General features: G+C 48.3%; 18 protein-coding genes and 1 pseudogene. 18 read left to right on the top strand and 1 reads right to left on the bottom strand.

All coding sequences use genetic code 11. The features are described 5' to 3' along the window. Positions 1 to 342: 342 nt before the first annotated feature. The 16 genes and pseudogenes from ACINLD_RS05860 (at position 343) to ACINLD_RS05785 (ending at position 18,435) form a co-directional block, all read left to right on the top strand. The gene (locus ACINLD_RS05860; RefSeq protein WP_077736666.1) at positions 343 to 1,053 is read left to right on the top strand and encodes a phosphoadenylyl-sulfate reductase; all 711 of its coding nucleotides are present in this window, start codon (positions 343 to 345) and stop codon (positions 1,051 to 1,053) included. A gap of 15 nt (positions 1,054 to 1,068) precedes the next feature. Next, the gene (locus tag ACINLD_RS05855) at positions 1,069 to 2,208 is read left to right on the top strand and encodes an inorganic phosphate transporter (protein WP_026587359.1); all 1,140 of its coding nucleotides are present in this window, start codon (positions 1,069 to 1,071) and stop codon (positions 2,206 to 2,208) included. Continuing rightward, positions 2,171 to 3,334 carry a sulfate adenylyltransferase gene (gene sat / locus ACINLD_RS05850; protein ID WP_026587358.1) on the top strand — a complete coding sequence of 388 codons (1,164 nt, stop codon included), beginning with the start codon at positions 2,171 to 2,173 and terminating at the stop codon, positions 3,332 to 3,334. Before ACINLD_RS05855 ends, sat begins: the two co-directional genes overlap by 38 nt. Beyond that, complete coding sequence (cysC, locus tag ACINLD_RS05845; RefSeq protein ID WP_077736667.1) at positions 3,331 to 3,924, top strand: adenylyl-sulfate kinase; 594 nt, start codon at positions 3,331 to 3,333, stop codon at positions 3,922 to 3,924. The genes sat and cysC overlap by 4 nt, the downstream gene beginning before the upstream one ends. 141 nt (positions 3,925 to 4,065) lie before the next feature. Beyond that, positions 4,066 to 4,743 carry a DUF421 domain-containing protein gene (locus ACINLD_RS05840; protein ID WP_026587356.1) on the top strand — a complete coding sequence of 226 codons (678 nt, stop codon included), beginning with the start codon at positions 4,066 to 4,068 and terminating at the stop codon, positions 4,741 to 4,743. 329 nt (positions 4,744 to 5,072) lie between these two features. After that, the gene (gene proC, locus ACINLD_RS05835; protein ID WP_077736668.1) at positions 5,073 to 5,924 is read left to right on the top strand and encodes a pyrroline-5-carboxylate reductase; all 852 of its coding nucleotides are present in this window, start codon (positions 5,073 to 5,075) and stop codon (positions 5,922 to 5,924) included. A gap of 40 nt (positions 5,925 to 5,964) precedes the next feature. Continuing rightward, a complete protein-coding gene (gene proB, locus ACINLD_RS05830) occupies positions 5,965 to 7,086 on the top strand; it encodes a glutamate 5-kinase (RefSeq protein WP_026587353.1) in 1,122 nt (373 codons plus the stop codon). A gap of 26 nt (positions 7,087 to 7,112) precedes the next feature. Continuing rightward, complete coding sequence (locus ACINLD_RS05825) at positions 7,113 to 8,384, top strand: glutamate-5-semialdehyde dehydrogenase (RefSeq protein ID WP_026587352.1); 1,272 nt, start codon at positions 7,113 to 7,115, stop codon at positions 8,382 to 8,384. Positions 8,385 to 8,741: 357 nt separating this feature from the next. Then, the gene (locus tag ACINLD_RS05820) at positions 8,742 to 9,902 is read left to right on the top strand and encodes an acyl-CoA dehydrogenase family protein (RefSeq protein WP_026587351.1); all 1,161 of its coding nucleotides are present in this window, start codon (positions 8,742 to 8,744) and stop codon (positions 9,900 to 9,902) included. A gap of 31 nt (positions 9,903 to 9,933) precedes the next feature. Next, a complete protein-coding gene (locus tag ACINLD_RS05815) occupies positions 9,934 to 11,571 on the top strand; it encodes an AMP-binding protein (protein ID WP_026587350.1) in 1,638 nt (545 codons plus the stop codon). A gap of 43 nt (positions 11,572 to 11,614) precedes the next feature. Further along, a complete protein-coding gene (locus ACINLD_RS05810) occupies positions 11,615 to 12,949 on the top strand; it encodes an acetyl-CoA carboxylase biotin carboxylase subunit (RefSeq protein ID WP_026587349.1) in 1,335 nt (444 codons plus the stop codon). 13 nt (positions 12,950 to 12,962) lie between these two features. Next, positions 12,963 to 13,181, top strand: a pseudogene (locus ACINLD_RS05805) (acetyl-CoA carboxylase biotin carboxyl carrier protein subunit); the annotation flags it as partial. Positions 13,182 to 13,198: 17 nt separating this feature from the next. Beyond that, a complete protein-coding gene (locus ACINLD_RS05800) occupies positions 13,199 to 14,110 on the top strand; it encodes a hydroxymethylglutaryl-CoA lyase (RefSeq protein ID WP_026587347.1) in 912 nt (303 codons plus the stop codon). Between the two features lie 16 nt (positions 14,111 to 14,126). Further along, positions 14,127 to 14,909, top strand: a complete 783-nt coding sequence (locus ACINLD_RS05795; protein WP_026587346.1) for an enoyl-CoA hydratase — start codon at positions 14,127 to 14,129, stop codon at positions 14,907 to 14,909. Between the two features lies 1 nt (position 14,910). Then, entirely contained in the window at positions 14,911 to 16,455 is a 1,545-nt protein-coding gene (locus ACINLD_RS05790; RefSeq protein WP_077736669.1) for an acyl-CoA carboxylase subunit beta, read from the top strand. A gap of 27 nt (positions 16,456 to 16,482) precedes the next feature. Beyond that, positions 16,483 to 18,435 carry an AMP-binding protein gene (locus ACINLD_RS05785; protein ID WP_077736670.1) on the top strand — a complete coding sequence of 651 codons (1,953 nt, stop codon included), beginning with the start codon at positions 16,483 to 16,485 and terminating at the stop codon, positions 18,433 to 18,435. Positions 18,436 to 18,512: 77 nt separating this feature from the next. Here the strand turns inward: ACINLD_RS05785 and ACINLD_RS05780 are convergent, their stop codons facing one another. Beyond that, positions 18,513 to 18,740 (bottom strand): hypothetical protein, encoded by a 228-nt coding sequence (locus tag ACINLD_RS05780; RefSeq protein ID WP_026587343.1) that lies wholly within the window; start codon positions 18,738 to 18,740, stop codon positions 18,513 to 18,515. A 96-nt stretch (positions 18,741 to 18,836) separates the two neighbouring features. On the opposite strand from ACINLD_RS05780, the gene ACINLD_RS05775 reads away from it, so the two are divergent. Both ACINLD_RS05775 and ACINLD_RS05770 read left to right on the top strand, forming a co-directional pair. Beyond that, positions 18,837 to 19,067, top strand: coding sequence for an excisionase family DNA-binding protein (locus ACINLD_RS05775; protein WP_026587342.1), 231 nt, complete (start codon positions 18,837 to 18,839; stop codon positions 19,065 to 19,067). Between the two features lie 396 nt (positions 19,068 to 19,463). Then, positions 19,464 to 19,898: a DUF1641 domain-containing protein gene (locus tag ACINLD_RS05770; protein WP_026587340.1), complete on the top strand. Its 435-nt coding sequence runs from the start codon at positions 19,464 to 19,466 to the stop codon at positions 19,896 to 19,898. Positions 19,899 to 19,916: the final 18 nt, after the last annotated feature.

Raw genomic sequence — 19,916 nt, 5'->3', positions numbered from 1 at the left:
TATTGAATTCATTGTCAAACATGTAAATGATATACATAAATTTATTGGATTGTTTCGCTTATGACCGGTATGCTATGATAATCCCGTATTTTGGGAATTCCCTTCAATTTTGCATGCACACATACGTCATGATGGATCCTCTGAATGTTTTTCATCTTAGAATGCGACCGCACCAGACCGGCTTTTTTAAATATTTTTAGAAAGTGGGCGCATAAAAGTTTTTTCCAGATCACATTTGCTCTACAAGTGAATAATCTGCCTATATGTTCTGTCAGTTCATTTTGTCTTGTTGGGAGGGTATAGCTAGTAAAATACGTTGTATTAAAAGTGGGGGAAAAATAGATGAACGAGTGTTTAACATATAACACATGGAACGAACATGATGCAAAAAAAGTCATGGATCATTTCAGCTGTGAAATGGATGTTTTGAAATGGGCCTACAGGACTTACGACAAAATCGTTTATGCCTGCAGCTTCGGGGCCGAGGGAATCGTATTAATCGATTTGATTTCGAAGATCAAAAAAGATGCTGACATCGTTTTTCTGGATACGGGGCTGCACTTTCAGGAGACTTACGACCTCATCGAGGACATCCGGAAAACATATCCCGATCTTTCGATACGTTTCCTGAAACCTAAGCTCTCGTTAAAAGAACAGGAAGAGAGGTTCGGAAGCGAGCTTTGGAGGCATCATCCCGATCTTTGCTGCAGCCTCCGCAAAATCGAGCCGCTCAGAGAACACCTTTCAGGCATTGAAGCATGGATTACCGGACTAAGGCGGGAGCAGTCGGAAACGAGAAGGCATGTCCGGTTTATGAATAAGGACGATCAATTTAAACTGGTCAAAATCTGTCCGCTGATTCATTGGACGTGGGATGATGTCTGGAACTACATCAGGCTGCATCAGCTGACATATCACAAGCTGCACGATCAGCAATATCCGAGCATCGGCTGTGAGATGTGCACGCTTCCTGTGACAGACGGCGGCAATTTAAGAGCGGGAAGGTGGGCCCATCGCGAAAAAACGGAATGCGGGCTTCATCAATTCCGGTAGGAGCTGGGTAGAAAGATGACAATTACAGTTTTAGCATTTATCATCGCTTTATTTTTTGCCATGAACATCGGAGCAAGCGGGGCTGCGGCGGCAATGGGCATCGCCTACGGCTCAGGGGCTGTCAAAAAAAGGCGGATTGCTTTATGGATCAGCGGCATCGGCGTGTTTCTCGGGGCCATGATAGGGGGCGGGGAAGTCGTCAAAACAATCGGTTCAGGGATTATCCCTTCGTCCATTCTCAATGTGAATATCGTCGTAATCATCCTCGGAGCATCGGCGATTTCACTTTTTATCGCAAATATGACGGGGATTCCGCTGTCGACAAGCGAAGTCACGGTCGGATCGATCGTCGGTGTCGGTATCGCCTTTCATGCCGTTTTTACAGATCAATTGCTATTGATTGTGATGTATTGGCTGCTCGTTCCGATCGCTGCTTTTTTTCTCGCTTTCATCATTGGACTGGTGATGAAAAGGGGGGAACAAAAGCTGAAACGGCTGAGGCGGAAAAAATGGTCGCGCATTCTTGTCGTGCTCGTGATTTTAACTGGGTTTTTAGAGGCGTTTTCCGCAGGCATGAACAATGTCGCCAATTCAGTCGGCCCACTGGTCGGAGCCGGGCTGTTATCGGTTGAAAGCGGCACGTTTTTAGGCGGCCTGTTTGTGGCAATGGGGGCGATTTGCCTTGGAAGCAGAGTCATTGAAACTAACGGCAAAAAAATTACAGAATTGTCCCTGCTTCAAGGATCGGCCGTTTCAGGGCTTGGGGCTTCATTGGTCATCGGTGCATCACTCCTCGGTATTCCCATTCCGCAAACACAGATCACGACATGCAGCATTATCGGTATCGGATTGTCTGAAAAGGGGAAAGCGATCTTCCGCAAAAGCGTCATTGTGAAACTTATGAAAGTGTGGGTTGTTTCTCCTGTTTTTTCTCTTGTTATATCCTATAGTCTCGTCAAGACCTTTCTTGAATTTGATTTGTACTCAGTTGCTGTTGTCTTGTGTGTATTTCTGGCAACCCTCGGCTCTGTCAGCCTGATGAAACAGGCCGGCAAATCAAAGCGCAAGGGTGATCAAAAAAGGGACCATTTTAAATCGATCGTTGGAGGGAGAAATCATGAAAGGGAACCAGCCGCATGGAGGGATTTTAGTTGACAGGTTTGACGGTGTGCATCTCGCGGATACAGCCCGGCACGAAGTCGAACTGGATGATATGGCGCTGAGCGATTTGGAGCTGATTGCAACCGGCGGATACAGCCCGTTAACCGGTTTTTTAAACGAACGGGATTATCAGTCCGTCGTTGAGGAGATGCGCCTAGCAAACGGGCTCCCTTGGAGCATTCCGATCACGCTTCCTGTCGCAAAAGATACGCTCAGCCGCATCAATATCGGCGATTCTGTCAAACTGGTCAAAGACAAGACGGTCTACGGTGTGTTGACGGTTACCGATCTGTTTTTCGCCGATAAACTGAAGGAAGCCGTCCATGTTTACGGAACGGCCGATCTTCGTCATCCGGGCGTAAAAAAATTGTTTCAGCGGCCGAACGTCTATATGGCCGGTCCGGTCAAGATGATCCGCCGCCCTGAGCGCCAAACATTCGGAAGCTTTTATCTTGATCCGAAAGAGACAAGGGAGCACTTTCAAAAGCGCGGCTGGAAAACGGTTGTCGGTTTTCAGACGCGGAATCCGGTGCACCGCGCACATGAATACATTCAAAAATCGGCTTTGGAAATCGTTGACGGCCTGCTCCTGCATCCGCTCGTCGGCGAGACAAAGTCTGATGACATTCCGGCTGATGTCAGAATGGAAAGCTATCAGGCTCTTTTAAAAAGCTATTATCCGAAGGAGCGCGTCTGTTTAGCCGTATTTCCGGCAGCGATGCGCTATGCGGGGCCCAGAGAGGCGATTTTTCATGCGCTCGTCCGCAAAAACTACGGATGCACACACTTCATTGTAGGCCGCGATCATGCTGGGGTCGGCAGCTTCTACGGCACCTATGACGCACAGCATATTTTCAGCCGATTTACTGAGGATGAAATCGGTATTACGCCGCTGTTTTTCGAGCATTGTTTTTATTGCAAAACATGCGGAAACATGGGCTCTCTCAAAACATGTCCGCACGACAAGGAAGATCATGTCCACTTATCAGGCACAAAGGTAAGGGAAATGTTGAGAAGCGGCCAAAAACCTCCGCAGGAATTTACCCGTCCTGAAGTCAGTGAAATATTAATCAGGGGTATGTCCAAACAAACTGAAAAAGAGGTGAGCCCGAATATATGACGCAAAATATCGTCTGGCATCAGCCGTCTGTCACCAAAGCCGACAGGCAGCGCCTCAATCAGCATAAAAGCGGTGTGCTTTGGTTCACAGGGCTGCCCGGTTCGGGAAAATCGACGCTTGCCAACAAAGTCGACAAAAGGCTCCATCAAAGAAACATCAGGAGCTATGTGCTGGATGGAGATAATGTCCGGCACGGTTTGAACAAAGGTCTGGGGTTCAGCAAGGAAGATCGGACTGAAAATTTAAGAAGAATCGGTGAGGTGGCAAAACTTTTCGTTGACAGCGGCCAAATCGTCCTCACGGCATTCGTCTCTCCGTATCGCAAAGACCGCGACCAAATCAGAAAGCTTTTTCCTGAAAGCGAATTTATCGAAATTTATATCAGCTGTCCGATTTCTATTTGTGAACAGCGTGATCCAAAAGGGCTTTATCGAAAAGCAAGGAAGGGGGAGATCCGGGATTTCACCGGGATCGACGCCCCTTATGAATCTCCCGCAGATCCGGAGCTGATCATCGATACAAATCGCTGCGGAGCGGATGAAGCAGCAGATATGGTCATCGCTTATTTGCAAGAAAAAGAATGGATTTAAGCATTTAAAATGAAAGGCTTGTCTGGTGAACATACAGCAGATCGGCCTTTTTCTTTTATCGCCTTCCTGAAAAAAATTCCGCTGGTTTAAAGTGCATCCCGAATGTTAACAATGAAGAGAGAGCCTCGGGAGGGAACCTTGATGGAGTATTTACACTTGACAATTGAACTGTTGATCGGATTTGCAGCATTATTTCTCATGACGAAAATATTAGGGAAAACCCAATTCGCACAAATCACTCCGTTTGACTTTATTTCCGCTTTAATTTTGGGGGAAATGGTCGGAAACGCAATTTTTGATGAGGACGTTACCATCTGGAAAATCCTTTTTGCCATCATCGTTTGGGGCATTCTCATTTATTCAATCGAAATTTTATCACAAAAAGTTCAAGGCATCAGAGGGTTTCTGGAAGGAAGGCCAAGCCTTGTCATTAATAAAGGGAAAATCGACTACAACACACTGAAAAAAAACAAGCTTGATTTAAACCAGCTGCAAACGTTAGCGCGTGAAAAAGGCTGTTTTTCCTTAAACGAAGTCGATTATGCGATATTGGAAACAGACGGCACGCTCAGCGTTCTTCCCAAACACCAATACGGAACGCCGACAAACCAGGATTTAAACATTCCCAATAAACAGGTTCAGCTTCCTTTCCCATTAATCCTTGACGGACAGCTGGAAAAGGATAACCTCCATGAAGCCGGATTCGATGAACTTTGGCTGCAAAATCAATTATTAAGCCAAAACATCAAACAATACACTGAGGTTCTGTACGCGGAATGGCGGGGTGATGAAGGACAGCTTTATATCACCAAATATTGACGATGAAAACGAGGGCTCGACAAGATTCGGGTCCTCGCCTTTTTTGACCGCTATTGATGATTTGGAATTCGTACTTTTATACCAGGCGGAAAGAAGGGCAATTCTTCCCTTCAAACGGATCACAACGACAAAAGATACACAGCAAAATCAAATCCCCTTTTGTCAGCTCATTGACTTTCCCTTTATTATGTAAATTTTCTGCAAAAATCTCCATTTTTCACAGGCTCGACACCGTCCAGTCAAAACACGCAAACTTGACATAAATATCTAAAGTGTTAATATACTAACCGTGTTCAAAAAAATACGAACAGAAATGCGAACAAAGGGAGATGTTAAAGATCTTTAATCAAAAAAACGTAGCTTTTATCGGGGCAGGTTCCATGGCAGAAGGGATGATTTCAGGCATCGTCCAGTCTAAAAAACTGCCCGCCAATCAAATCTATGTAACAAACCGCGCGAACCACAAGCGTTTAGAAGAACTCCAACAAAAATACGGGATACAAGGTGTCAGAAAGGAAGACCTCGACTATCAGAAAATCGATTGCTTCATCCTGGCGATGAAACCAAAAGACGCTGAAGCTGCTCTTGTATCCTTAAAACCGCATATCAAACCTCATCAACTCATACTGTCAGTTCTTGCTGGCATATCAATCTCTTTTATCGAAAACGCGCTGCACGACAAACAGCCCGTCATCAGAATCATGCCTAACACTTCGAGTGCGATCGGAGCTTCAGCGACCGCGATGTCTGAAGGAAAGAGCGTCGAATCCGATCACTTCAAAACCGCAAAACAACTGCTGCGGTGCATGGGGGAAGTCTACACGATCGAAGAAAGCAAAATGGACATTTTCACAGGAATTGCCGGAAGCGGACCTGCATACTTTTACTTTTTAATGGAGCACATTGAAAAAGCGGGAGCCGAAGCCGGACTAAGCCAAAAATTAACGAGGGAAATCGGTGCACAGACACTCATGGGCGCCGCCAGAATGCTATTGGAAAGCCCTGAAGACACAGCTGTTCTCAAAGACAACATCACCTCTCCTAACGGAACGACTGCCGCCGGCTTAAAAGCTTTGGAAGAAAACGGCGGAGGGGAAGCGATCGAGCAGGCGGTCAAACATGCCGCAAAACGGTCAAAAACCATCAGTCAGGAACTCAAACAATTAGTCGCAGCAAGATAAAACGTCTAAACATAAGGAAAAATACCACAGGAGTGATAAAATGACCTCTAATCAAAAGAGGGTAGTTGTCAAAGTAGGAAGCAGCTCGCTAACAAGTCTTCACGGAGAAATCAGCAGCAAAAAGCTCGAAAAGCTGGTTGAGCAGATCGTCCGCCTCAAAGATGAAGGGCATGAGGTTCTCCTCGTCTCATCAGGCGCTGTTGCGGCGGGATACCGAAAGCTCGGCTTCATCAGCCGGCCGGATACGTTGCCGGAAAAACAGGCATCTGCTTCAGTCGGTCAAGGATTATTGATCGAGTCGTATTCCAAGCTTTTTTTATCACACGGCTACATTGGCTCACAAATTTTGATCACAAGAAGCGATTTTTCAGATGAAAAACGGTACAACAATGTCAGAAACACGATGAACGTCCTGCTGGAACGGGGAATCATCCCGATCATCAATGAAAACGACACCGTCACTGTCAACCGGCTCAAATTCGGTGACAATGATACACTGTCGGCAAAAGTGGCGGGGCTCGTTGACGCCGATCTTTTGACCATTCTCTCTGATATTGACGGCCTGTACGACGCCAACCCGAAACATGATCCGGACGCCAGACTCGTGACAGAAGTGAATGAAATCACACCGGAAATTGAAGCCTCAGCAGGGGATGCCGGAAGCGATGTCGGCACAGGCGGTATGAAGTCTAAGCTTGACGCCTTTAAAATTACAATGGCTTCAGGCATCAAAGGGTTTTTAGGCCGGGCCGACAACCCCGATATTTTGCAGGAAGCCATCAATGGGACTGCGAGGGGAACGTATTTTGAACCGAACGAAGATTCACAGACCCTCAATCATAAAAAACAATGGATAGCTTTCAACTCTGGACCGGAAGGGGACATCATCGTCAGCAATGAAAGCAAAGAGTTTATTATCGACCGTAAAAAAAGCCTGTATCCTTCTAGTATTTACGAAATCAACGGACGCTTCAGCAACGGATCCGTCGTTCGAATCCTTGACCAGGAAGGTGAAGAAATCGGCCTCGGTGTCGTCAACTTTTCTTCATCACAGCTTCGTAAATGGAAGAAGGATGCGAATCAGGAAACACCGGCTTCCTCACAGGCTGTCGTTGACAGAGAAGCGTTTGTCTGTCATTTAGAGCTATCCGTCCCGCTTTAAAAAATGAATCAGAAGGAGGAATTGATATGACAGCGACCAGAGAGAGCATCCCGGCACGTATTGAGGAAAAAGCGATAAAAGCAAAAAAGGCGGCAAAACAATTAAGGCTGACAACGGAAAAAGAAAAGAACGAAGCGCTCTTCACATTGGCGGAGCATTTAGTGACAAACATGCAATATATTCTCGATGAAAATGAAAAGGATATAGAGGCCGGACGCAGCAAAGGCTATGAGGCGGCATACATTGACCGCCTCTCCCTTAATGAAGACAGGGTGCTCGATTTCGCGAAAGGTCTTAAAGATGTCGCCCGCCTGGAAGATCCGGTCGGTGAAACGCTATCAAGCTGGACGCTCGACAACGGGTTAAAAGCAGAGAAAGTCCGCGTTCCGCTCGGCGTCATCGGCATGATTTATGAAGCGAGGCCGAATGTGACAGTCGATGCAGCCGGACTTGCTCTTAAATCCGGAAATGCCGTTGTTTTAAAAGGCGGATCATCGGCGATACACTCCAATAAAGCGATCGTCTCTTGCATGCACGACGCATTGGCGGACACAGCCATTCCGCAGGATGCCGTTCAATTTATCGAGAGCACAGACCGCAGCGCCACAAAAGAGCTGTTTAAGATGAAAGAACATATCGATGTATTAATTCCTCGGGGAGGGGGCGCTCTTATTCAAGAGGTCGTAGAAAATGCGACCGTCCCTGTATTGGAAACCGGTGTCGGCAACTGCCATCTGTATATCGACAAGGACGCCGATACGAAAAAAGCGCTCCGCATTATGATCAATGCAAAAACGGATCGCCCTGCTGTCTGCAACGCGCTTGAGACATTGCTTGTCCACGAACAATGGCTTCAAGAAAACAGCGAGGCGCTCAAGACCGCGTTAGATGCCCATGACATTCAAGTCCATGGAGACGAAAAGGCGCTCCGGCACATTCCCGGTGCGAAACCAGCGGATGAATCCGACTGGCGGAATGAATATTTAAGTCTTGACATCGCTGTTAAAGTCGTTAGCAGTGTTGAAGAAGCCTGCGACCATATCGAAACATACGGAACGAAGCACTCGGAAGCAATTGTTACGGAGAATCCGGAAACGGCCGAAGCCTTTCTCAACACTGTTGACGCAGCGGCCCTTTACCATAACGCCTCCACCAGATTTACAGACGGAGGGGCGCTCGGCTTCGGAGCGGAAATCGGCATTTCTACGCAAAAGCTTCATGCGCGCGGACCGATGGGACTGAAAGAACTGACCACTTGCAAATTTATCATGAAAGGCGACGGCCACATCAGAATATAAAACGACTGAAAAAATCCTAAAACGGTTTAAAGTTTTAGGATTTTTTCAACCTAACCCTTGCAGTCTAGGAAAGCCGAGCATCGGAGCGACTTTTCACAGAATGTGATGATGTCGGTGTTTGGACAGCACGTCCATGGACTTAACCGATGGATTCGTGAGCACTGATTTAGCAGGCCTGACAATGAATGCGAGGGTTTGTCGTCACGCTGAAACCTGCCGGAATCGGCAGGTTTTTTTCATACTTCAAACGCCATCCATCCTCATAGCATGAAGGGCGGATTTTTTTAATATAATGTTAGAAAGTTTTTCTGCTTCAACATTGACGATCCATATCACCACAAAAAAGGGGGTCATCCAGTGGATTTTGAACTGACAAGAGAACAGCAGATGATACGCGAACTTGCCAGGGACTTTGCAAAGCACGAGATTGCTCCGTACGCAGAACATGTTGACAAAACGGGCGAATTTCCAATTGACACATTCAAAAAAATGGGGAAGCTTGGGCTTTTAGGCATTCCCTTTCCTGAAAACTACGGCGGCTCGGGCGGTGATACGATTTCTTATGCGCTTGCTGTTGAAGAAGTCGGCAGAGCCTGTGGCAGCACGGGACTGAGCTACGCCGCTGCCGTATCGCTCGGCGCCTCCCCGATTTATTATTTCGGCACAGAAGAACAAAAAAAGGAACATCTTGTTCCCCTCGCGACAGGGGAAGCGCTTGGCGCATTCGGATTAACTGAACCCAATGCGGGTTCTGACGCAGGAGGAACTCAAACAAAGGCCCTGACGGACGGGGATTTTTATGTCATCAACGGGGAAAAATGCTGGATTACAAATGCCGGCTACGCCCGCACCATCATTGTCACCGCTGTCACCGGAAAAGACAGCAGCGGAAAAAATATTATATCGGCGATCATTGTTCCGACCGATGCAGAAGGGCTCACCATTAAAAGCGAGTATGACAAAATGGGTGTCCGCGGCTCCAATACATCACAGGTGATATTGGACAACGTCCGCGTACCGAAAACAAACCTTTTGGGCAGCCCTGAAAAAGGGTTCAAACAATTTCTCAACACATTAGACGGCGGCCGGATTTCGATTGCTGCGCTAGCCGTTGGAATTGCTCAAGGCGCCTTTGACGCTTCATTGGCCTATGCCAACGAGCGGAGGCAATTTGGCCGGCCGCTTTCATCTTTTCAAGTGACTCAATTCAAACTGGCTGATATGGCGCTGGAAATTGAACTGGCCCGCAATATGGTCTTGAAAGCTGCCTGGCTGAAAGATCAAGCCCAGCCGTTTACAAAGGAAGCCGCATTCGCCAAGCTGTTTGCTTCGGAAATGGCCGTCAGATCATGCAACCAGGCGATTCAAATTCACGGAGGATACGGGTATATGAGAGAGTATGGAGTTGAACGGATGCTCCGCGATGCGAAGCTGATGGAAATCGGTGAAGGTACGTCAGAGATTCAGCGGCTCGTCATCGCCAGACAGCTTGGCATGGGAAAACAGGCGCTAAAATGAAAACGCTTACCAAGAAAGGGGAGACCAACGATTGGCAGAGCCAGTCCATGTGACGATTGGAAAACTGTTGGAGCAAACGGCAAAAAGCGCGCCTGATCACGAAGCCGTCATCTATTGCGACCGCGGCCTCCGTTATTCGTATCGGCAATTTGATCAGCTATGCAGAAAAGCGGCAAAAGGATTGATGAAACTCGGTATTCAAAAGGGGGAACACGTAGCCATCTGGGCTTCCAATACACCGGAATGGCTTACAGCGCAGTTTGCAGCCGCAAAAACCGGCGCCGTGCTCGTCACAATCAATACAAACTACCAGTCTTCAGAGCTCGAATTTGCTTTGGCGCAATCGGATTCATCGACTCTCATTTTAATGGAGTCTTACAAGGGCACTTCCTATATTGATATCTTATATGACTTGCTCCCTGAATTAAAAGATGCCGAACCCGGCAGTTTGACTTCTGACAGACTGCCTTTCTTAAAAAATATCATTGTACTTGGAACAAGCCGGCACCCCGGCATGTTCACCTGGGAGGATCTTTTGGCTCAGGCCGGCTCTGTGAGTGAAAAAGAACTTGATGAAAGAATGGAGAGCCTGGATGAACATGATGTGATCAATATGCAGTATACATCAGGCACAACAGGATTCCCAAAAGGCGTCATGCTCACGCACTACAACCTCATCAACAATGCAGCCAATATTGCCGAATGTATGAATTTAACGGCCGAAGACCGCATGTGTATTCCCGTACCATTTTTTCACTGCTTTGGATGTGTACTAGGAAACCTGGCGTGCGTCACCGCCGGCGCGACAATGGTTCCGATCCAGGAATTCAGCCCGGCCAAGGTCCTTCAGGCTGTTGAACAAGAAAAATGCACCGCACTTCACGGAGTGCCCACCATGTTTATCGCTGAATTGAATGATGAACATTTCCAATCCTACAACCTGTCTTCTTTAAGAACGGGCATCATGGCTGGATCAAACTGTCCGATTGAGGTGATGAAAGCGGTTATTGAAAAAATGGGAATCACAGAAATTACGATCGCCTACGGACAGACCGAGGCTTCACCGGTGATCACCCAGACAAGGGTCAATGATTCCTTGAGAAGAAGGGTTGAAACCGTCGGACGCGCCCTTCCGAATATTGAAGTGAAAATCACCGAGCCCGGTACAAACCGGGAAGTGGAAAGAGGCAGACAAGGCGAGCTTTGCACACGCGGCTATCATGTCATGAAAGGCTATTATCAAAATCCGGAGGCAACAAAGGCGGTCATTGATGTAGACGGTTTTCTGCATACAGGCGATTTGGCCGTCATGGACGAAGACGGCTACTGCCGGATTACCGGGAGACTCAAGGACATGGTGATCAGAGGCGGAGAAAACATTTATCCGCGGGAAATTGAAGAATTTTTGTATCAGCACCCCGGCATTTTGGATGTACAGGTCGTCGGCGTCCCCAGTGAGACCTACGGCGAAGAGGTATCGGCCTGGGTCAAGCTGAAAAGCGGAGAATCTTTAACAGCAGATGAGCTCAAGGCGTATTGCCAAGGGAAAATTGCGCGCTATAAAATTCCGCGTTATATCGCTTTTGTAGATGACTTTCCAATGACGGCGTCAGGAAAGGTGCAAAAATTCAAATTAAGGGAAATGGCATCCGAATATTTCAAATTGTAATTGGTATTTTCTGCGTGCGACTAACATGGAAGGGGGAGCTTACTTGTATAAAAAACTGCTGATTGCCAACCGCGGGGAAATCGCCCTTCGGATTATTCGAACATGCAAACGGCTCGGCATTCAAACCATTGCTGTGTATTCTGAAGCCGATGCGGAGTCCCTGCATGTCAAGGCGGCTGATGAAGCATGGCCGATCGGAAAGCCGCGGGTCAATGAAAGCTATTTAAATATCGAAAAAATCATTGATACCGCCAAACAAGCGGAAGCCGACGCGATCCATCCCGGTTACGGCCTGCTTTCGGAGAACAGCCGCTTTGCTGAAAGATGCAAGGAGGAAAACATCGCTTTTATCGGCCCATCACCCGACGTGATCGCCAAAATGGGGAGCAAAATCGCAGCGAGAAAAGCAATGGAAAACGCATCAATCCCCGTTGTTCCCGGTGTATCCAAACGCCTGTCAGGACTAGAGGAAGCGCTCTCTGTCGCGTCATCCATCGGTTATCCTGTGATGCTCAAGGCTTCTCTCGGTGGAGGAGGCATTGGCATGCAGCGCATCGCAGACGAATATGAATTAAAAAAGGCATATGAAGGCAACCAAAAACGCGCTGCCGATTTTTTTGGAGACGGAGCCATGTATATGGAAAAATGCATTGAACGGGCCCGACATATCGAAATCCAGCTTTTAGCAGACGAGCATGGGAACGCCGTCTACCTCTGGGAGCGCGACTGCTCAATTCAAAGGCGGCAGCAAAAAATCATCGAAGAAGCCCCGGCCCCGCTCTTGAATGAAACAATGAGAAAAAAACTCGGCGATGCCGCCGTCAAAGCCGCCCTGTCAATCGGCTACACCAATGCGGGGACAATCGAGTTTTTAGTCGATCAAGAGAACCGTTTCTATTTTCTCGAGATGAACACCCGCCTGCAAGTCGAACATCCTGTCACAGAAGAAATTACCGGGCTGGACATTGTACAAGAACAGCTAGCTGTAGCTTCAGGCAAGTCACTCGCTTTTTCCCAAAAAGATATCAAGCGGGACGGTCATGCGATTGAAGTCAGGATATGCGCTGAAGACCCGAAAACCTTTTTCCCGTCACCGGGACGGATCACTGATCTCAAGCTGCCGCAGCATCCAAGCATTCGGCATGAATGCGCCGTATCAGCCAATATGAACATCACCCCGTTTTACGATCCGATGATTGCCAAAATGATTGTCAAAGGGAAGGACAGAAGCGAAGCGATCACCCTCTTAACCGAAGCGCTCGCACAATATCATGTTGAGGGAATCAAAACGAACATTCCGCTTCTTCAAGACATCGTACGCTCAGAAGCATTTCAAAAGGGGGGAGTCCCAACCGATTTTATCAGCCAGATGAAATAAAAAAACAAGGAGGCTTGCCATGAGTACTGTTGTCACCAATATGGCGGGAAACGTATGGAAAATTCTCGTGAAAACAGGAGACAGAGTCGAAAAAGGCCAAGAAGTCGCAATTTTGGAATCGATGAAAATGGAAATTCCGATTTTATCGGAAACGGACGGGGTCGTCAAAGCGGTCAAAAAAAGCGAGGGTGATTTTGCAGATGAAGGTGAAGTATTGTTAGAGCTTCAATAGCGTCTGGAGGAAAACAAATGAACGTTCCAAAAACAATCAGCATCAAGGAAGTCGGACCGCGCGACGGTCTGCAAAATGAGAAAACCGTACTCACGACAGGCGAAAAAATCGCCTGGATCAACATGCTCTCTGAGACAGGACTTTCCTATATTGAAATCACATCATTCGTTCACCCTAAATGGATTCCGGCGCTTTCGGACGCCCTTGACGTCGCCAAGGGCATCAGCCGGAAGCCGGGCGTCACCTATGCCGCGCTCGTCCCCAACCAAAAAGGGCTGGAGCGGGCGCTTGCAGGAAAAATTGATGAAGCTGCCGTATTTATGTCGGCAAGTGAAACACACAACATGAAAAACATCAACAAATCGATCAGTGAAACGCTTCCCATTTTAAAAGATGTCACAAGAGAAGCCATTAAAGCCAAACTCACCACAAGAGCCTATCTATCCACTGTATTTGGCTGCCCTTATGAAAACAGCGTGCCTTTAGAGCAGATCATCCGCATCACTGAGGCGCTGTTTGAAATGGAGATCGATGAGCTTTCCCTCGGGGATACGATCGGCGCCGCCAATCCCGTTCAGGTGCAGATTGTGCTCGAAGCCCTGCTGAAACGTTTTCCGAAAGAAAACATCGCACTCCATTTTCATGATACGAGAGGGATGGCCCTCGCCAACATGATCGCGGCCATGGACATGGGGATCACCACCTTTGACGGAGCCTGCGGCGGGTTGGGCGGCTGCCCGTACGCACCGGGGGCATCGGGCAATGCCGCAACAGATGATCTGATTTATATGTGCGCGCAAATGGGAATCGAAACCGGGGTCGATCTCGGGAAGCTTCTTTTGGCTGCCAAATGGATCGAAGACAAAGCGGGCAGGCAGCTGCCAAGCCGAAATTTACAGACAGCCAAATCATTGGACTGCTTTTCATAAAAAAGGAGGGAGACCGGTGGAACCGAATCTCCAATTTTCCATCCAGCAACAATCAGTCGCGGTTCTCACACTGAACAGGCCGCAGGCCAGAAACGCTTTATCGCTTGCGCTCCTTGATGAGCTAAAGAATGCTCTCCGCGATATTCAATCCAATCCGGACATCCGCTGTGTCATCATCACTGGAAAAGGCGACAGAGCATTTTGTGCCGGCGCCGATTTAAAGGAAAGGGCCCAAATGAGCCGCTTGGAAGCGAAACAGGCCGTGTCTTTGATCCAAAACGTGTTCCGTGAAACGGATCGGCTGCCGCAGCCGGTCATCGCCGCCCTGAACGGCAGCACTTTGGGCGGCGGGCTTGAATTTGCCTTGGCGTGCGATATCAGAATCGCAGCCAGCCACATCGAACTCGGCCTTCCTGAAACAACGCTGGCAATTATCCCGGGTGCAGGGGGGACGCAGCGGCTGCCGCGCTTAATCGGTCGCGGCAAAGCGAAGGAAATGATCTACACCGGCTGTCGTATTAACGCACAGACAGCCAAGGACATCGGTCTTGTCGAACATGTCGTTCCTTTATCAGAGCTAAAAGAGAAAGCGGAAGACATCGCCTTGACCATCGCCGCAAACGGTCCGATTGCCGTCCGGCAGGCGAAGTTCGCCATCAATAAAGGGCTTGAGACAGACATCGAAACAGGACTTTCCATTGAACAAAAGGCATATGAACTGACGATTCCGACGAAGGATCGAACAGAAGGGCTGAAGGCTTTTTCAGAAAAACGAAAGCCTCGTTATACAGGAGAATAGAATGGAGGGACAGCCGTTGGCAGCCGAAAAAGAACTAAATGAACGCATCCGACAGATCAAAACTGGCGGGGCGCAAAAATATCATGATGCAAACGAAAAGAAAGGGAAATGGTTTGTCAGAGATCGACTGAAGCTCCTCTTGAACGACGACCTCGACCTGGAAGATGCTTTTTTTGCCAATTGCATGGCTGAGGAGCTTCCGGCGGACGGGGTGGTCACAGGGATCGGCAAAATCGGCGGACAAACCGTTTGCGTGATGGCCAATGATTCAACCGTAAAGGCCGGTTCATGGGGAGCGAGAACCGTTGAAAAAATCATCCGCATTCAGGAAACAGCCGAAAAATTAAATTGTCCTCTTTTTTACCTGGTCGACTCGGCCGGTGCAAGGATTACCGATCAGGTTGACATGTTTCCGGGAAGAAGGGGGGCGGGACGGATTTTTTACAACCAGGTCAAATTATCCGGGCGCATTCCGCAGGTCTGTCTTTTGTTCGGCCCTTCAGCGGCCGGCGGCGCCTATATTCCGGCTTTCTGCGACATCGTCATAATGGTTGAAGGAAACGCATCGATGTATTTAGGCTCACCGCGGATGGCGGAGATGGTCATCGGTGAAAAGGTCACCCTGGAAGAAATGGGCGGAGCCAAGATGCACTGCTCTGTATCCGGCTGCGGAGACATCCTCGCTGCAACGGAAGAGGAAGCGATCCTGTCAGCCCGCAGCTATCTGTCCTATTTTCCGGCCAACTACAGAGAAAAAGCGCCCGCCGCTCACCCAAGGCCGGCACAAACGTTTGATCAATCACTGGAGGAGATCATTCCGCAAAATCAAAACGCCCCTTTTCAAATGATGGATCTGATCAGCCGGATCATTGATGAGGATTCTTTTTTTGAAATCAAAAAATTGTTCGCTCCCGAACTCATCACAGGGCTGGCGCGGCTGGACGGACAGCCTGTCGGCATCATCGCCAACCAGCCGCGTGTGAAAGGAGGGGTCCTTTTCCACGATTCCGCAGATAAAGCTGCAAAATTCATTCACTTATGCGATGCCTATAACATTCCTTTGCTTTTTTTAGCCGACATACCGGGATTTATGATCGGAACGAAAGTCGAGCGGGCAGGTATCATCAGACACGGAGCCAAAATGATTTCGGCGATGGCCGAAGCAACCGTGCCGAAAATATCCGTCATCGTCAGAAAAGCGTACGGCGCCGGATTGTATGCGATGGCCGGACCGGCTTTTGAACCTGACTGCTGCCTGGCGCTGCCGACGGCGCAAATCGCCGTGATGGGGCCTGAGGCTGCGGTCAACGCCGTTTACGCCAAGAAAATCGCAGAGCTTCCCAAAGAAGAACGGGCAGCATTTATCGCCAAAAAACGCGAAGAGTATCAACAAGACATCGATATTTACCGGCTTGCTTCGGAAATGATCGTCGACGGCATCATTCCGGCCGATTCTCTCCGGACGGAGCTGACGAAACGCTTTAAGGCCTACATGACAAAATACATGACATTTACCGAACGGAAGCATCCTGTCTATCCTGTCTGATATCAAAAAATGGAAAGGAGAAAATGCATGACTGAACAAGCGGTTTGGCGGCCGGATCCTGAATTCGTCAAAACGACCAGGCTGTATCAATGGATGAAAGGGCTTGGCTTTAGCGATTATGGCGACTTTTTGAAAGCCTCGATAGACGATATCGCCTGGTTTTGGGAAGAAGCTGAAAAAGCCCTCGGTATCAGCTGGTACAAGCGATACAGTGCGGCATTAAACACAGATCACGGCATCAAATGGCCGACATGGTTTGCCGGCGGCCGCTTAAATGCCGTTTGTAATGCCGTGGAAAAATGGTCTGTCCAAACAGAAACGGCGGACGCTGCAGCGCTCATTTGGGAAAGTGAAGACGGAAAAACGAAGCAAATCTCATTTTCTTCCTTGCATCACAGCATATCCTGTGCGGCAGCGGGCTTTAAAGCGCTGGGGGTTCAAAAAGGCGAAGTGATAGCGATCTACATGCCGATGATCCCCGAAACCGTCATCGCCATGCTTGCGGCCGCCAAAATCGGAGCGGTTTTTTCGCCGATCTTTTCAGGCTATGGGGCGCATGCTGTCTCCTCAAGGTTGCGAGCCGCCGGAGCAAAAGTGCTTGTTACCGCAGACGCGTTTCACAGAAGGGGAAAAGCCGTCCCGATGAAAAAAGAGGCGGACGAGGCCGCAAACCGCTCGCCATCTGTCGAAAAAGTCGTCGTCTGCCGCCTTCACGGTTCAAATCCAAACATAAACAAAGCAAGGGATATAGCCTGGGATGATCTGATGAAGCACGAACCGCTTGAAAACACCGAAGAGATGGCAAGCTCTGATCCGCTTATGCTCCTTTATACCTCGGGGACGACCGGACAGCCGAAGGGAGCGGTTCATACCCACGCCGGTTTTCCGCTTAAAGCTGCGTTTGATGCCGGATTTGGCATGGATGTAAAACAAGGAGACACCTTTTTTTGGTATACAGACATGGGCTGGATGATGGGGCCGTTTTTAATATTTGGCGGCTTGATCAATGGAGCGGCCATTTTGCTGTATGACGGGGCGCCTGATCACCCGGAGCCGGACCGGATCTGGAAGCTTGTCAGCCGCCACGGGGTCACACATCTCGGCATCTCTCCGACGCTCATTCGTTCGTTGATGCAGCATGGGGAGGGGTTTCTGCAAACGTGCGATCTTTCCAGCCTGAAAGTGATCGGCTCAACAGGCGAGCCGTGGAATGAAGAACCGTGGATGTGGCTGTTCCGCCACATTGGAAAAGAGAAGGTGCCCATTTTCAACTATTCGGGAGGAACGGAAATTGCCGGCGGCATTTTGGGCAACGTGCTCCTTCGGCCGATAGCGCCGGCAGCTTTCAACTCGCCTTTACCGGGAATGGCCGCCAATGTCTTCAATGAAGTAGGGGCAGAGGTCACAAACGAGGTCGGAGAGCTTGTCCTGACAAAACCGTGGGTCGGCATGACGAACGGTTTTTGGAAGGAGGCGGACAGGTATGAACAAACATACTGGAGCCGCTGGAAAGATGTTTGGGTGCACGGCGACTGGGCGAAAAAAGATGAGGAAGGGTTCTGGACGATCAGCGGACGGTCGGATGACGTCATCAATGTCGCTGGCAAAAGAATCGGTCCCGCGGAGATCGAATCGGTTTTGGTGGCGCATCCCGCCATCGCGGAAGCCGGAGTTATCGGCGTTCCCGATGATATGAAAGGGCAGGCTGTTGTATGCTTTGTCGTTCCCGCGAAAACAGAGCCGCCTTCTGAGACATTGAAGGAAGACTTGCTGGAGCTCGCATGCCGCGCGATCGGAAAAGCGGTCAAGCCGAAAGATGTTCATTTCGTCAGCGGACTGCCAAAGACGAGAAATGCAAAAGTAATGAGAAGACTGATACGTGCCGCCTATTTAAACGAGCCTTCGGGAGATTTGTCCGCCTTGGAAAACCCCGAAGTTTACGATGAAATCGCCCGGCTTTCGGAGCGAAAACTTCTATAGTATACTGATGGAGGCGCAAAAATAAAGAAGAAGGGTGATGGCCTTCTTCTTTATTTTGAGATAAGCGAGTCGCTGACTTACATTCGGACAATAACCGAACCGCCGCCGGACGTACATACACGGTTTTGCTGTTCCTCAATTGAGCGCAGGAGCTGGTTGTTGCTTTCCATCAGCTTAATCAGCATCCCCATTTGATCCTCCAGATGTTTTAACCTTTCTGTCATCTGTTGGGCAGATGGCTGACCCGGCGGGATTTGTGAGGCAGCAGGCGGATAGGGCGCTTCAGAATTCCATTTTGAATACATCGTGAATGTGCCTCCATCATCTAAACTGATATACCTTATCTTATGATCTGTAAAATGGCAGCGTTCGCCTAAAATCGGGACGAAAGGGATCCAAAAATGTACTTAACGATAAAAGAGACCGCAGAATATTTATCACTTCCAGAATCATATATCGAACAGCTCGTCAGACAAAGGAAAATCCGGGCGATCCATGACGGACAGCAATATTTGCTGAATAAAGAACAATTTCATACACATTTGGAGCAGATGGAAAAGTATAAGGAAATGGTTGAGGCGATTTTAAACGAACCGCTTCCGGAGGACCCGGATGTAAAAGATGAAGATTGACAATAAATATATTATGTAAACAAAGGTTTTTTCAGCATCTTCATTTGTGCATCTTTTGTCTCAGGGGAGGGGAATTGGATCACGAAGACACAATATAGGAAATGAAAGGAATGAAACAACCCTTTCAGATCAAGTTTTCTATGTTTTTCTTTCATTTCCGACACAATCGCGTTCATTTTTTGTTCAAAAAATGTTATCATTTAATAGTAAAATATACATTGTGTTTTAGATTGCAAGTTTTTGGTTTGTGCTTCAAAAGGACACCGCTGAAAACGCAAAACAAACACACCGGGGAGCGCTTTTTTCTGGACTTGTTTGTGCATAAATTCACAAACTGTAATTGGAAGGGCTTCCATCAAAAAACAGCACATCGCTTATTGTAAAGGAGAATTGGTTATGCCGGAAACAATCGATCAAACGAATGATCAAACAAACGAATCTGTAAGTCAAAGCCAACGCGATCTTATTGATCAACTGTTAAAACCTGAAGTGCAGGAATCTTTGACTGTCCTGGTCGACCAGCTTCCAAAGCTGACAGAACTGGTCAACATTTTGACGAAGTCTTACGATTTCGCCCAATCCGTGGCAACTGATGAAGTGTTGAAAAGCGACACTGTAGGTGCCATTACAGAAATTTTGGAGCCTGTGAAAGAAACGGCGAAAGAAATCGCGTCGACGGCCATTGAAGCAAAAGACCGCGCTGAGGAAAGCAACGAAGTCATCGGCCTGTTCGGTCTTCTGAGAATGCTCAAGGATCCGCAGGCGCAGAAGCTGTTCCGCTTTGCTCAAAGCTATCTGCAAATCATGTCAGAACGCGAAAAACAAAAATAACAACCTTCAGAATATATT

Origin of the sequence: Bacillus sp. z60-11, from assembly GCF_046464135.1 — a bacterium.
GTDB lineage: Bacteria > Bacillota > Bacilli > Bacillales > Bacillaceae > Bacillus > Bacillus sonorensis_A.
Note: the sequence above shows the minus strand (reverse complement) of the source record. Positions and strands in the feature narration are given on the sequence as shown.